At 66.0% G+C, this 13,593-nt stretch carries 13 protein-coding genes; 9 read left to right on the top strand and 4 right to left on the bottom strand.

The genetic code is table 11. The features are described from left to right. Positions 1-21: 21 nt before the first annotated feature. Complete coding sequence (locus tag RXV90_RS16210) at positions 22-1,104, top strand: site-2 protease family protein (protein WP_316649952.1); 1,083 nt, start codon at positions 22-24, stop codon at positions 1,102-1,104. Positions 1,105-1,120: 16 nt separating this feature from the next. Here RXV90_RS16210 and RXV90_RS16205 read toward each other — a convergent pair whose 3' ends face one another. The 4 genes from RXV90_RS16205 to RXV90_RS16190 all read right to left on the bottom strand — a co-directional run bounded on the left by RXV90_RS16205 (position 1,121) and on the right by RXV90_RS16190 (position 4,360). Beyond that, a complete protein-coding gene (locus RXV90_RS16205; RefSeq protein ID WP_316649918.1) occupies positions 1,121-2,107 on the bottom strand; it encodes a GDSL-type esterase/lipase family protein in 987 nt (328 codons plus the stop codon). Between the two features lie 144 nt (positions 2,108-2,251). Beyond that, positions 2,252-2,575 (bottom strand): VOC family protein, encoded by a 324-nt coding sequence (locus RXV90_RS16200; protein ID WP_316649917.1) that lies wholly within the window; start codon positions 2,573-2,575, stop codon positions 2,252-2,254. Positions 2,576-2,712: 137 nt separating this feature from the next. Then, entirely contained in the window at positions 2,713-3,426 is a 714-nt protein-coding gene (locus tag RXV90_RS16195) for a hypothetical protein (protein WP_316649916.1), read from the bottom strand. Between the two features lie 10 nt (positions 3,427-3,436). Beyond that, positions 3,437-4,360 (bottom strand): LysR substrate-binding domain-containing protein, encoded by a 924-nt coding sequence (locus RXV90_RS16190; RefSeq protein ID WP_316649915.1) that lies wholly within the window; start codon positions 4,358-4,360, stop codon positions 3,437-3,439. A 92-nt stretch (positions 4,361-4,452) separates the two neighbouring features. Between RXV90_RS16190 and metF the strand changes: the two genes are divergently transcribed. The 8 genes from metF to RXV90_RS16150 all read left to right on the top strand — a co-directional run bounded on the left by metF (position 4,453) and on the right by RXV90_RS16150 (position 13,592). Beyond that, positions 4,453-5,337: a methylenetetrahydrofolate reductase [NAD(P)H] gene (metF, locus tag RXV90_RS16185; protein WP_316649914.1), complete on the top strand. Its 885-nt coding sequence runs from the start codon at positions 4,453-4,455 to the stop codon at positions 5,335-5,337. Positions 5,338-5,406: 69 nt separating this feature from the next. Continuing rightward, positions 5,407-5,862 carry a PaaI family thioesterase gene (locus tag RXV90_RS16180; protein WP_316649913.1) on the top strand — a complete coding sequence of 152 codons (456 nt, stop codon included), beginning with the start codon at positions 5,407-5,409 and terminating at the stop codon, positions 5,860-5,862. A 105-nt stretch (positions 5,863-5,967) separates the two neighbouring features. Then, positions 5,968-7,449, top strand: coding sequence for a ribosome biogenesis GTPase Der (der, locus tag RXV90_RS16175; protein ID WP_316649912.1), 1,482 nt, complete (start codon positions 5,968-5,970; stop codon positions 7,447-7,449). Positions 7,450-7,812: 363 nt separating this feature from the next. Continuing rightward, entirely contained in the window at positions 7,813-10,899 is a 3,087-nt protein-coding gene (locus RXV90_RS16170) for a valine--tRNA ligase (RefSeq protein ID WP_316649911.1), read from the top strand. 211 nt (positions 10,900-11,110) lie between these two features. After that, the gene (locus RXV90_RS16165) at positions 11,111-12,232 is read left to right on the top strand and encodes a pyridoxal phosphate-dependent aminotransferase (RefSeq protein WP_316649909.1); all 1,122 of its coding nucleotides are present in this window, start codon (positions 11,111-11,113) and stop codon (positions 12,230-12,232) included. A 47-nt stretch (positions 12,233-12,279) separates the two neighbouring features. After that, the gene (locus RXV90_RS16160) at positions 12,280-12,468 is read left to right on the top strand and encodes a hypothetical protein (RefSeq protein ID WP_316649907.1); all 189 of its coding nucleotides are present in this window, start codon (positions 12,280-12,282) and stop codon (positions 12,466-12,468) included. 77 nt (positions 12,469-12,545) lie between these two features. Then, positions 12,546-12,713 carry a hypothetical protein gene (locus tag RXV90_RS16155; protein ID WP_316649905.1) on the top strand — a complete coding sequence of 56 codons (168 nt, stop codon included), beginning with the start codon at positions 12,546-12,548 and terminating at the stop codon, positions 12,711-12,713. A 90-nt stretch (positions 12,714-12,803) separates the two neighbouring features. Beyond that, positions 12,804-13,592: an inositol monophosphatase family protein gene (locus RXV90_RS16150; protein WP_316649904.1), complete on the top strand. Its 789-nt coding sequence runs from the start codon at positions 12,804-12,806 to the stop codon at positions 13,590-13,592. Position 13,593: the final 1 nt, after the last annotated feature.

Raw genomic sequence — 13,593 nt, 5'->3', positions numbered from 1 at the left:
GGGAACGCCTATCTTCAGACCATGTCATGGTCCTTTCCCATTGGCCGGCTCCTCGGCTCCGAACTGCGCGTCCACGCAACCTTCTTCCTGCTCATTGCCTGGATCGGCGCCTCTGCATGGATGGCCGAAGGGCCCGCCTCCGCGATCGTCAACATCGCCTTCATCCTCGCACTCTTCTCCTGCGTCGTGGCGCATGAGTTCGGCCACGCCCTGATGGCCCGCCGCTTCGGCATCCGCACGCCCGACATCACGCTTCTGCCCATCGGCGGCATGGCCCGGCTCGAACGCATGCCCGAAAAGCCGGGTCAGGAAATCGCCGTCGCCCTCGCGGGCCCGGCGGTGAACGTGGCGATCTGGGCGATCCTCGCCATCGGCCTCGGCGCCCGCACGGAACTCGCGGCCCTGGGCTCTCTCGAAGATCCCGCCACGGGCTTTCTTTCGCGCCTCGCGGCGGTGAACCTGTTTCTCGTGCTCTTCAACATGATCCCGGCCTTCCCGATGGATGGCGGCCGCGTCCTTCGCGCGCTGCTCGCCACACGGCTCGACAGGGTCCGCGCCACGCAGATTGCCGCCCGCGCGGGCCAGGTCATCGCGTTTCTCTTCGGCTTCCTCGGCCTCACCACCGGCAACGTGCTTCTGCTTCTGATCGCGGTCTTCGTCTTCATGGCCGCCGCGGCTGAAAGCTCGGATGTCGCCCTCCATGCCCGCACCCACGACGTTCCGGCCCGCGACGCGATGATCACCTCGTTCGAAGCGCTTGCGCCCGGCGACAGCCTCGACACGGCCGCCCGCGCCCTCGTGCGGACGACGCAGACGGAGTTTCCGGTGGTGAGCCCCGACAACCGGCTTCTCGGGATGCTCACCCGGGCCGCCATCGCGTCCGGTGTCCAGAACGATCCGCCCCAGATGCGGGTCTCGGCGGTCATGGCCACCGACATCCCCGCGCTCCGGCTCGACGAGCCGCTGGAGCATGCACTGGATGCCCTGTCCCAGCCCGCCGTGCCCGCCGTGGCGGTCACCGACGCGCGCGGCATTTTCCTCGGCTACATCACGCGCGAGAATATCGGCGAGTGGATGATCCTCCGCCGGCGGTCGCGCCCCTGACGGGACGCGCGACCGCTCAGGTCGCGCGCCTGCGCAGCAGCAAAAGCCCGCCCGCCGCCGACAGAAGCAGCAGTCCTCCTGCGGGAAGCGGCACCGGCGCCACCGGCGTTCCGTTCTGCAAAAGGTCGGCCGCAGCCATTGCCACTTCCCGGTTCGTCGCCCGCGTCAGGTGCACGAAGTCGTAATATATAAAGCTGTCCTGCTCCGGCGGTGTGCGCGTCTCGCACAGGATCTCCCCGAAGGTACAGGACGGCGCGGTCGTCAGTTCGGTGAACCCGTTCTCCGGCGATCCGTCCTGCAGGCTCCGGATCAGGGCCACAGTGTCCAGCACGAAGGTATCTATTCCAGGGGTGTAAAGCGCCAGCATCGCCTCGCTCAGCGCCTCGGAATAGGCGGTGTTCTGCGCCGATCCCCCGGCACTGTCGACAAGCGCGGAATCCCCGATGTCGTAGGGCGTCAGCAACAGGACGGTGCCGAACCCGGCCTCCCGCAGGTCGATCACCGCATCCTGCAGGTTCCCGATGATGTAATCGGTCAGGTCGCCCGTGCTCGGATCCTCGCCGAGAGGCTTCACGATATCGAGCCCCTCGATCCCGAACAGCGTCGGGCTGTCATAGGACGACGCCCAGATGTCGTTCGTCCCCACCCAGATCACGGCCAGGTCGTCGCTATCGACCGCCGGGGCATCGCCTTCGAACAGGTCGATCTGCGACTGCAGGCCGTTGGGCTGCGGCGCGCCCCCGGGCGCGATCGCGTTGTAATCGCCCGATTGCGCGCCCCCCGTGGCATAGTTGTATGTGGTGCTCTCGGCATAACTCGCCCCGAGCAGTGCCGCGAATTCCACCAGCCAGGTTTCCGGCCCGTTCGTGAACGGCGCGGCCGGGTTGATGCAGCAATCGTTCAGGCTGTCGCCGAAGACGTAAATCTCATCGACGGTGATCGCATGGGCCGCCGGCGCCGACAGGCAAACCACCGCCGCAGCGGCAGAGAAAAATCGTTTCACGTAAATGTCACCCAAACCTCTGGCGGAAGAAATTCCCGCCTGAAACCCGGAAATTAGTGCGCCGGCACCCGCGGTCAAATCGCGCCGGTACGCGCCCACAGCCCTCCGCCCCGACGAACTCACCGAACCGGATGTTGTACCCGTTCAGGTCCACCGCATTGAACTCCCGCATCCCCCAGGGATAGGTCTCGGGGGCCGCACGATCGTCACCCCGTTCGCCTGCGCCCGCGCAAGCATCGCCTCGAGCCCGGTGATGTCGAAGTAAAGCCAGTTCTGCCCGGGCTCCGGCACCCCGCTCCAGAAATGCACGCAGGCCGACCCGAACAGAACCGCGCCATGGGTCGGCGGCGCGCCCCAGAGAAACCGCATCGCAAAGCCCAGCCGCTCGACATACCAGGCGCAGCTCTCCTCCACATCCCGCACCGCAAGCGTCGGATAGACGGCGGAACAGGCGATCTCTCCGGTCATGGGGGGGCCTCCCGTTTCGGCAAGCTTCGGCCCGGGCGGCGGGGCCTGTCAACGCGCTCCAGAGGCGCGGGCCCCGTTCATTTTGGCCGAAATACTCTGGGGGAATCGCCCGCCAGGGCGATGGGGGCAACGCCCCCTCACTCCCCGGTCACTTCCTTCAGGACGCGGTCGAAATCCTCACCCGCCTCGGCCCGGCGGATCAGCGCCAGAAGCCCCGCGCGCCCCGCCAGCCGCTCGATCCGCGCAACTTCGGCCGCCGCGGCGCGATAGGTCCGCCCGACACCCAGCTCCCCGAAGGCCGGCCGAAGCTGCCAGGACCGGCGCACCTCGCGCACCCGCGCCCGGTCCGCCGCACGGATCGTGCCGGTCCATTTCGGGTGATCGGCCAGACGGGTCGCCAGCCCCTCGTCGAACCAGGTCGGATAGGGCGGGCGAACAAGGTTCGAAAGCCCCATCGACCGGTGCAGCCGCGAATGCGTCATTTCATGGGTCAGCGTGCCTTCCGTCAGCCCGCCCGGCGCCGCCATCACCACAAGATCGGCGATCGACAGCCCGTTGCCCCTGATCCGAAACGCCTCGCGGCAGGCCTCCGTCGTACAGAGAACCAGCGCCGGATCGGGCGGCGCGTCCTCGAAGAACGCGGCCACCCGCGCCTTCGCCCGGTCCCGCAGCGCCAGAAGCTCCGCCCGGCGGCCCGGCGCATCGGTCCAGACCCGCGGCGCGATCTCGCTCAGGCCATAGGCCTTGGGCATCAGGATCCGGTGCTGGCCGGGCAGGGCGGCCCCGGCCACGATCGCCGCCAGCATCAGGTTGACGGCGAAGGCAAAAACCGTCGCCACGCGCCCGATCATCGGCCCCGCCTCACGCCCCCACCGTTTCCCCGGCGCGCTGAAGCTTGACGGGCTCGGTGCGCGCGAGCCGGATCAGATGCGCCATGAAGGGCTTCGTCGTGTCCTCCGCCCGGGTCGCGGCGTAAAGCCGCCGGGTGATTCCGTCCCGGGTAAGCGGCCGCGTCACGTAATCGGAATTGTAGCGCACCTCGCGCACCACCCAGTCGGGCAGCACCGCCACCCCCCGGTTCGAGGCCACCAGAAGCAGGATCACGGCGGTCAGTTCCACCTGCCGCACCGCACCGGGTTCCACCTTCGCGGGCATCAGTAGCTGGCTGAACACATCAAGCCGCGCCCGGTCCACCGGGTAGGTGATCAGTGTCTCACCCCGAAAATCCTCCGCTTCGATATAGTCCTTCGCCGCCAGCGGATGCTGGGCCGAGGCCACGAAGACGGGCGCATAGTCGAAGAGCGGCGTGAACTCGACATCCGGCAGCGCCTCGGGGTCGGACGATACGACAAGATCCACCTCTTCACGCCTCAGCGCAGGCAGCGCGTCGAAGGCCAGCCCGGGCCGGATATCCACGTCCACATCCGGCCAGGCCTTGCGGAACTGCTCGAGCACCGGAAACAGCCACTCGAAACAGGCATGGCACTCGATCGCGATGTGAAGCCGCCCGCTCCGCCCGCTCTTCAGCCCCTCGAATTCCAGTTCAAGCGCCTCGATCTCCGGCAGAATGCGCTCCGCCAGCGCCAGAAGCCGCTTGCCCGCCGCCGACAGCTTCAGGGGTTTCGACCGTCGCACGAAAAGCTCAACCCCCACCTGGTCCTCGATCCCCTTCACCTGGTGCGACAGCGCCGACTGGGTGATGTTCAATTGCTCTGCGGCCCGCGCCAGCCCCCCGGTCTCGTGAATGGCCCGGATCGTACGCAAGTGGCGGAATTCGATGTGCATGAGGCGAAACTCATAATCGTTTTGAGAATTATGAGTTTGTCTCACATGCGCCCCCGTGAGACAAGCGCTTACCGACACCCGGAGTACCAGTCATGCCCGCCACCAAAGCGTCCACCCCTCCTCGGATCAGCTTCGAATTCTTTCCGCCGCAATCGCTCGAGGCCTCGTTCCGGCTCTGGGATACGGTGCGCATACTCGCGCCGCTCGCGCCGCAATTCGTCTCCGTCACCTACGGGGCCGGCGGCACCACGCGCGATCTCACCCATGACGCGGTGGGCACCATCGGCAGGCATTACGGGCTGAACGTCGCGGCGCACCTGACCTGCGTGAACGCCTCGCGCGAGGAAACGCTTCAGATCGCACGCCGCTATGCCGATGCGGGCGTGCGCGAAATCGTGGCGCTCCGCGGCGATCCGCCGAAAGGGGCCGGGGGTTTCACCCCGCACCCCCAGGGCTTCCGCGACAGCACCGAACTCGTGGCGGCTCTCGCCGAGACCGGCGATTTCACCATCCGCGTCGGCGCCTATCCCGATCCCCATCCCGAGGCGCCCAACCGGACGGCGGATGTCGAGTGGCTGAAGCGCAAGATCGACGCGGGCGCGCACTCCGCCATAACCCAGTTCTTCTTCGAGGCCGAAACCTTCTTCCGCTTCCGCGATGCCTGCGCGGCCGCCGGCATCGACGCCCCGATCATCCCGGGCATCCTGCCGATCGAAAACTGGGCGGGGGTTCAGAAATTCGCCGCCCGCTGCGGGGCAAGCATCCCGGGCTGGCTGGTCGACGCATTCGAAACCGCCACTCGCGACGGCCGCGAGGATCTCCTTGCCACAGCCGTCTGCACCGAGCTTTGCTCGGATCTGATCGAAGGCGGCGTCGAAGACCTCCACTTCTACACCCTGAATAAGCCGGGCCTCACCCGCGACGTCGTCCACGCCCTCGGCATCCTGCCCGAGGTCGCGCTCGAAAAGGTCGCCTGACCGGCCATTGCAGCTCCTTGAGAGACCACTTAGGGTCCGCGCGGTTAACCCCAAAGCGGACCCGTTTTTTTGACCGATCTCAGATCTCTCGCGGGGCTCGACGCCCTTCGCCGCGTCATCGACGGAAAGCACCCGGGCCCGACGATCGCCCGCACCCTGAACTTCCGTCTCGTGGCGGTGGAGCATGGAAAGGCCACCTTCCGCGGCACGCCGGGCGGCGATGTGCTGAACCCGGTCGGGCTTGTCCATGGCGGCTGGTATGGCGCGATCCTCGACAGCGCGCTGGGCTGCGCGGTGCATTCAAGCCTTGCCGCGGGCGAGGCCTATGTGACGCTCGAATACAAGGTGAACCTCACCCGCGCGATCCCGCCGGGGATGCAGGTCGAGGCCATCGGCCAGCTCGATCACCGCGGCCGCTCGACTGGCGTCGCCACGGCAGAGCTGCGCGGCCTCGAAGACGGCAAGCTTTATGCCACCGGCTCCACCACCTGCATGATCTTCCCGGCGCCTCCGCCGAAAGGCTGACTGCCGTCGCGGCTGTCCCGGCGCAGCGCCCCGCTGCCACACCCCCTTCCCGCCGCGCCCCTCCCGCGCTAGAACCCCCGCTTCTGAGAATCGGAGTGCCTCCCCGTGAGCTTCACCCTCGCCATCGTCGGCCGCCCCAATGTCGGCAAGTCGACCCTCTTCAACCGGCTCGTGGGCCGGAAGCTCGCGCTCGTCGACGATCAGCCCGGCGTCACCCGCGACCTGCGTGAAGGCCAGGCCCGGATCGGCGACCTCCGCTTCACCGTGATCGACACCGCCGGGCTTGAGGAGGCCACCGACGAAAGCCTCCAGGGCCGCATGCGCAAACTCACCGAGCGCGCGGTGGAAATGGCCGATATCTGCCTCTTCATGATCGACGCCCGCGCGGGCGTCCTGCCCGCCGACGAGGTCTTCGCCGATATCCTGCGCAAGAAATCCGCCCACGTGATCCTCGCCGCCAACAAGGCCGAGGGCCGGGCAGGCGAGGCGGGGCTGATCGAGGCCTGGAGCCTCGGGCTCGGCGATCCGATCCGGCTTTCGGCGGAACATGGCGAGGGGCTCACCGATCTCTACAACGTGCTCCGTCCCATCGCCGACGCCGCCGAGGCCGCGGCCGCCGAAGACGACCGGCCCGAAACCGATGTCGATCTCTCCCCCGACGGCGAGGATTGGGACGGCGACGAGGACGCCCCCGAAATCCCCTGGCCCACGGAAAAGAAACCCCTCCAGATCGCCGTGGTGGGCCGCCCCAACGCGGGCAAGTCCACCCTCGTCAACCGGCTTCTGGGCGAAGACCGCCTTCTCACCGGGCCCGAGGCCGGCATCACCCGCGACGCGATCTCGGTCAATTTCGACTGGGAAGGGCTCCCGGTCCGCATCTTCGACACCGCGGGTATGCGCAAGCGCGCCAAGGTGCAGGAAAAGCTCGAAAAACTCTCGGTCTCTGACGGCCTCCGCGCGGTCAAGTTCGCCGAGGTCGTGATCGTCCTCCTCGACGCCGCGATCCCCTTCGAACAGCAGGATCTTCGCATCGCCGACCTTGCCGAACGCGAAGGCCGGGCGGTCGTCGTCGCGGTCAACAAGTGGGATGCCGAACCGCACAAGCAGGAAAAGCTCCGCGACCTCCGCGAGGCCTTCGAACGCCTCCTGCCGCAGCTTCGCGGCGCGCCCCTCGTCACGGTCTCGGCCAAGACGGGCAAGGGGCTCGACAGGCTCCGCGCCGCTGTCGAACGCGCCTACGTGACGTGGAACCGCCGGATCGGCACGGCGAAACTCAACCGCTGGCTCGCCGGCATGGTCGAGGCGCATCCGCCCCCCGCGCCGGGCGGCCGCCGCATCAAGCTCCGCTACATGACCCAGGCCAAGACCCGGCCGCCGGGCTTCGTCGTGATGTGTTCCCATCCCGACAAGCTGCCCGAAAGCTACACGCGCTTCCTCGTGAACGGGCTCCGCCAGGATTTCGACATGCCGGGCACGCCCATCCGCCTCTGGATGCGTTCGCAGGCCGATGCGAACCCCTACAAGGACAGGAAGAAATCCACGCCCTCCCGGCTTCGCAAGCACCTGAAGCCCGGCCCCCGCGGCTAGGGCGCCCGCGCCAGGCGCGCGTGCCGGCAAGAAATCGGGCCGCCCCCGCAAGGGAGCGGCCCGGTGCACTCGTGCTGGCTCTCTGGTTCGCGAAACTGGCCCGGTCCGGATGTCCCCAACCTTGGATTTTTGAACGTTTGCTCAGCTTACCCGATCCGCGCCGATTTCCTATCCCCAAAATCGCAACAGAATGTTCGGCCCTTCCCGACAATCGCCCCGATCCGGCCCGCCCTTCATTTTGGCGGCAAATACTCCGGGGGGCGCCCCGGCCCCGCCGGGGCGCGGGGCAGCGCCCCCAATCCGCCCTTTTCCTCTCCGCGCCCCTCCGCTATCTCCCCCGGGCGTGAACGAGAGAGACGAGCGATGGAAAAGACCTTCGACGCGACAGAGGCCGAACCCCGGATCAGCGCGGCCTGGGACGAGGCGAAAGCCTTCGCCGCCGGCGCGAATGCAAAGCCTGGGGCCGAAACCTTCTCGATCATGATCCCCCCGCCCAACGTGACGGGCAACCTCCACATGGGCCACGCCTTCAACAACACGCTGCAGGATATTCTCGTGCGCTGGCACCGGATGCAGGGGCACGACACGCTATGGCAGCCGGGCACCGATCACGCGGGCATCGCCACGCAGATGGTCGTCGAACGCGAGCTTGCCAAAACCAACCGCCGCCGCACCGATTTCTCGCGCGAGGATTTCCTGGCCCTGGTCTGGGAACAGAAACAGAAATCCCGCGGCAACATCCGCGCCCAGCTCGAACGCCTCGGCGCGTCGTGCGACTGGGACCGCGAGGCCTTCACCATGGCCGGCGCGCCGGGCGATCCGGGCGACACGCCCGGCGGCCAGAACTTCCACGACGCGGTGATCCGCGTCTTCGTCGACATGTACGAAAAGGGCCTCATCTACCGCGGCAAGCGGCTGGTGAACTGGGATCCGCATTTCGAAACCGCGATCTCCGACCTCGAGGTCGAGAATATCGAGGTCGACGGCCACATGTGGCACTTCAAATACCCGCTCGAGGGCGGCGCCACCTACACCTATGTCGAGCGCGACGAGGACGGTAACGTCCTCTTCGAGGAAGAGCGCGATTACATCTCTATCGCCACCACGCGCCCCGAAACCATGCTCGGCGACGGCGCCGTCGCCGTCCACCCGTCCGACACCCGCTACGCCCCCATCGTCGGCAAGCTCTGCGAGATCCCGGTGGGCCCGAAGGAACACCGCCGCCTGATCCCGATCATCACGGATGACTACCCCGATCCGGCCTTCGGCTCGGGCGCGGTGAAGATCACCGGCGCGCATGACTTCAACGACTATTTAGTAGCGAGTCGAAACCAGATTCCGATGTACCGGCTGATGGACACGAAAGGCGCGATGCGCGCCGACGGACGCTCCTACGCCGAAGATGCAACGCTCGCCTTAAAGGTTGCCAGGGGCGAAGCCACCTTAACGGAAAGTGAATGCGACGCCGTTAACCTTGTGCCGGATGACCTGCGCGGCCTCGACCGGTTCGAGGCGCGGAAGCGCGTGGTCGAGCAGATCACGTCCGAAGACCTCGCGGTCATGACCGACGCGGACGATCCGCGCCTCGGCAAAGGTGGGGTGAAACCCCACCCTACGGATGGCGCGACGGGGGCGTCGGATGACGGTAGGGTGGGGTTTCACCCCACCGATACCCATGACCTCGCACGCGTCCCCCTCGTCGAAGCGAAAAAGATCATGGCCCCCTACGGCGACCGCTCCAAGGTCGTGATCGAGCCCATGCTCACCGACCAGTGGTTCGTCGACGCCGAAAAGATCGTCGGCCCCGCCATCGACGCCGTCCGCGACGGCACCGTTCAGATCCTGCCCGAACAGGACAAGAAGGTCTATTTCAACTGGCTCGAACACATCGAACCCTGGTGCATCTCCCGCCAGCTCTGGTGGGGGCACCAGATCCCTGTGTGGTATGGGCCTCCCATCCATAATGGCGATGCGCCGGTTCCATTCTGCGCCGCGTCGTTTGACGAGGCATGCGACAAAGCCAAGGCGCATTACCCCGAGACTTGGAATATCACTGGTTTCTTTGAAGCCAGCGATCTTTACAGCGCCGAAAACTGGGACTTTGTCGGTTCTGTTCCGCTTTATCGCGACCCCGACGTCCTCGACACCTGGTTCTCCTCCGGCCTCTGGCCCATCGGCACCCTCGGCTGGCCCGAGGACACGCCGGAACTCCAGAAATACTTCCCCACCTCCGTCCTTGTCACCGGCTTCGACATCATCTTCTTCTGGGTCGCCCGAATGATGATGATGCAATACGCCGTGGTCGGAAAACACCCGTTCGACACCGTCTATGTCCACGCCCTCGTCCGCGACGAGAAGGGCAAGAAGATGTCGAAATCCCTCGGCAACGTCCTCGACCCGCTGGACCTCGTCGACGAGTTCGGCGCGGACGCGGTGCGCTTCACGCTGGCGTCGATGGCCGCCATGGGCCGCGACCTGAAACTTTCGACGCAAAGAATCGCCGGCTACCGCAACTTCACGACGAAGCTCTGGAACGCCTTTCGGTTTGCAGAGATGAACGAAGTCTTTAGCGAAAGTCCGTGTACGGGCGGTGTACGGGATGTGTACGCCAGACATACAGTCAACAAATGGATCATCGGCGAGACGGCGCGCGTTCGTGAAGATGTTGATCGCGCCCTTCACACCTTCCGCTTCAACGACGCGGCGAACACGCTCTACGCCTTCGTCTGGGGCAAGGTCTGCGACTGGTATATCGAATTCGCGAAACCTCTTTTCGCCTCGGAAGATCCTGAACTCATTCAGGAAACCCGCACAACCATGCGCTGGGTGCTCGATCAGTGCCTGATCCTGCTCCACCCCTTCATGCCATTCATTACCGAAGAGCTCTGGGGCGAAACGGGACCGCGTGAAAAACTCCTCGTCCACGCCGACTGGCCCCTCTACACCGCCGCGGAAGCCGTTGATCCCAAAGCCGAATCAGAGATCGAGTGGGTCATCTCCCTGATCGACGCGGTGCGCAGCGTCCGGGGCGAGATGAACGTGCCGGCGGGCCTGAAGGTCACGCTGCTCGAGCTTGAGCTCGACGATGCGGGCCGCGCGGCCTACGAGAAAAACGCGCCTCTTATCAAGCGCCTGGCCCGGATCGAAGAGATCACGACGGGGGCGTCGGAGGCACCGCGCGGTTCGGCAACGATCACGGTTAACGGGGGCACCTACGCGCTGCCCTTGGCCGACATCATCGACGTTGCCGCCGAAAAAGCCCGCCTCTCCAAGTCGCTGGAAAAACTCGACAAGGATCTCAAAGGCTTAACCGGCCGCCTCAAGAATCCGAAGTTCATCGAAAGCGCGCCGGAAGACGTGGTGGAAGAAACGCGGGAGCTTGCGGCAGAGAAGGAAAGCGAACGCAGCCGCCTCGCCAAAGCCCTTGAAAAGCTGGAAGAAGTGGCCTGAAAGACGCCGCCGCCCGGCGGCGTCAGAAAATCCTTAACCTCGTCGGGCACGCTCTCCCCCGCTTCAGGAGAGATCGCCATGACCCGCCCGCGCAACACCCTCGCCAAGTCTCGACGGCGCATCACGGTCACGTCCGGCATCGAGGCGCCCGTAAGGCTCCCCGCACTGAATATCTTGCGCGGGCCCCCGCATCCTGATTTCACTTTCTCTTATGACCGGCCCACGCCTCACCCCGCTTGTGCAAAGCCTGCCGCCCACGGTGCCCTTCGTCGGGCCCGAGACGCAGGAACGCGCGCGGGGCCGCCCCTTCCGCGCGCGGGTCGGGGCCAACGAAAGCGTCTTCGGCCCGTCCCCCCGCGCGATCGATGCGATGGCGGAGGCCGCGGCCGAAGCCTGGAAATACGGCGATCCCGAAAGCCATGATCTGAAAGCCGGCCTCTCCGACAGGCTCGGCGTCCCGACCGAGGCGATCCTCGTGGGCGAGGGGATCGACGGGCTTCTGGGCTATGTCGCGCGTCTGACCGTGGGCCCGGGTGACGCGGTCGTCACCTCCGACGGGGCCTACCCGACCTTCAATTACCACGTGGCGGGCTTCGGCGGCACGCTCCACAAGGTGCCCTTCGGGATGGACGACCGCGAGGACATCGACGCGCTGCTGGCCCGCGCCCGCGAAACGGATGCCAGGCTCGTCTACCTCTGCAACCCCGACAACCCGATGGGCACCTGGCACGGGGCCGACCGCATCACCGGGGCCATCGCGGCCGTGCCCGACGGCACGCTTCTCGTCCTCGACGAGGCCTATGCCGAATTCGCGCCGGTGGGCACCTTGCCGCCGCTCGATATCGATGATCGCCGTCTCATCAGAATGCGAACCTTTTCAAAAGCTTACGGCCTTGCCGGGCTGCGCGTCGGATACGCCGTAGGGCATCCCGACCTGATCCGCGCCTTCGACCGGATCCGCAACCATTTCGGCATGAGCCGGATCAGCCAGATCGGCGCGCTCGCCGCGCTGGGCGACGAAGCCTGGCTTGGTTCCGTGATCCGCCGGGTCGCCGCGGCCCGCGACGAGATCACCCGCATCGCTGCCGAAAACGGCCTGTCCGCGATCCCGTCTGCGGCCAATTTCGTGACCATCGACTGCGGGGGCGATGCGCGCTTCGCAAAGTCGGTGCTCGACGAGATGGTGGCGCGCGACGTCTTCGTACGCATGCCCTTCGCGGCACCGGGCAACCGCTGCATTCGCATCACCTGCGGGACGGATGAGGATCTCGCGATCATCGCCGAAACCCTGCCCAAGGCGCTGGAGGCGGCGCGCGAGACAACGAACTTATAAGGCTTTTGTGCGTTAAGGGCCTATAGAGCCCAACAGGGAGAGTGGCCATGTCCCGAGACACCGACTTTCACATGATGATGCTGATCACCGCCGTTCTTCTCGCGGAAACCGTGATCTTCCTTCTGGGCGGCATCGCCGGCGTGGCGATGGCGGCGGCGCTGACCGACATCGTTCTGCGCCGGGTCGAGGCGCGTCGCGCCCGGGCCCGCGTGGTTTACCGCCACACCCCCCGCTGACCTGCGACAAAACGCCTTTTCAACTGCGCGCGGCGCGTTAGGATTGGGTTGGTGAGGGGCGTTTAGGAAAGGGTTCAATGGCTCCGAATTACACCAATGCCTTTCTCGTCAGCGCGGCGGTTCTCTGCATGATGATCCTGACGACGATCTGGGTCGTCTGGGGGTTTCTCACGGCGTTGTTCATTTCCTACGTCACCGACCGCTACCTTGTTTTCGAAGGCCGCCGCGTCCGCCGCGACGGCTGATACCGGGGGTATCCCCCGAACAGTCTTGGCTTTCCCCGGCGCCTCGCCTATACGCCCGGCTTCTGAATGCCGAGCGCCCGGGAGCCGAGAATGCAGGGATCCGCCAACCTCAACATCATGTTCAAGGCCGCCCGCAAGGCCGCGCGGGGGCTTGTGAAGGATTTCCGCGAGGTCGAGAACCTGCAGGTCTCGTCGAAGGGCGCAGGCGATTTCGTCAGCCGTGCCGACATCGCCGCCGAGAAGACGATCCGCGAAATGCTGATGGAAGCGCGGCCCAATTACGGCTGGGTCGGTGAAGAAAGCGACGCGGAAGAGGGCAAGGATCCCACCCGCCGCTGGATCGTCGATCCCCTCGACGGCACCACGAACTTTCTGCATGGCCTGCCCCATTGGGCGATCTCCATCGCCCTTGAATTCAAGGGCGAAATCGTCTCGGGCGTGATCTACGACCCGGTGAAGGACGAGATGTTCTTTGCCGAAAAGGGGCAGGGCGCCTGGCTCAACGACCAGCGCCTGCGCGTCTCGGACAGAAACCGGATGATCGAAAGCGTCTTCGCCACCGGCGTGCCCTTCGGCGGCCGGCCCGATCTTCCCGCCACGCTTCAGGATCTTGCGCGGCTGATGCCCGAGGTCGCCGGCGTCCGCCGGTTCGGCGCCGCCGCACTCGATCTCGCCTATGTGGCGGCGGGCCGGTACGAAGGTTTCTGGGAACGCGGCCTCAACATCTGGGATATCGCCGCAGGGATCATCCTGATCCGCGAAGCGGGCGGCTTCATCGAGGCCGTCGAACCGGGCAAGTCGATCACCGACACCCGCTCGATCCTCGCAGGGAATGCGCAGATCTTCGACCGCTTCGCTGCCGTCATCCGCAACACCTGAG

It is taken from the genome of Ovoidimarina sediminis, assembly GCF_032586175.1.
GTDB lineage: Bacteria > Pseudomonadota > Alphaproteobacteria > Rhodobacterales > Rhodobacteraceae > Ovoidimarina > Ovoidimarina sediminis.
This window is presented reverse-complemented; position numbering and strand designations above follow the sequence as displayed.

Bases quoted from the DNA above. Each gene is read 5' to 3' on its own strand.
- metF (WP_316649914.1), top strand. From the start codon at position 4,453: ATGCCCGCCACCAAAGCGTCCACCCCTCCTCGGATCAGCTTCGAATTC.
- RXV90_RS16195 (WP_316649916.1), bottom strand. From the start codon at position 3,426: ATGATCGGGCGCGTGGCGACGGTTTTTGCCTTCGCCGTCAACCTGATG.
- RXV90_RS16200 (WP_316649917.1), bottom strand. From the start codon at position 2,575: ATGACCGGAGAGATCGCCTGTTCCGCCGTCTATCCGACGCTTGCGGTG.
- RXV90_RS16155 (WP_316649905.1), top strand. From the start codon at position 12,546: ATGGCTCCGAATTACACCAATGCCTTTCTCGTCAGCGCGGCGGTTCTC.
- RXV90_RS16170 (WP_316649911.1), top strand. From the start codon at position 7,813: ATGGAAAAGACCTTCGACGCGACAGAGGCCGAACCCCGGATCAGCGCG.
- RXV90_RS16160 (WP_316649907.1), top strand. From the start codon at position 12,280: ATGTCCCGAGACACCGACTTTCACATGATGATGCTGATCACCGCCGTT.
- RXV90_RS16190 (WP_316649915.1), bottom strand. From the start codon at position 4,360: ATGCACATCGAATTCCGCCACTTGCGTACGATCCGGGCCATTCACGAG.
- RXV90_RS16150 (WP_316649904.1), top strand. From the start codon at position 12,804: ATGCAGGGATCCGCCAACCTCAACATCATGTTCAAGGCCGCCCGCAAG.
- RXV90_RS16165 (WP_316649909.1), top strand. From the start codon at position 11,111: ATGACCGGCCCACGCCTCACCCCGCTTGTGCAAAGCCTGCCGCCCACG.
- RXV90_RS16210 (WP_316649952.1), top strand. From the start codon at position 22: ATGTCATGGTCCTTTCCCATTGGCCGGCTCCTCGGCTCCGAACTGCGC.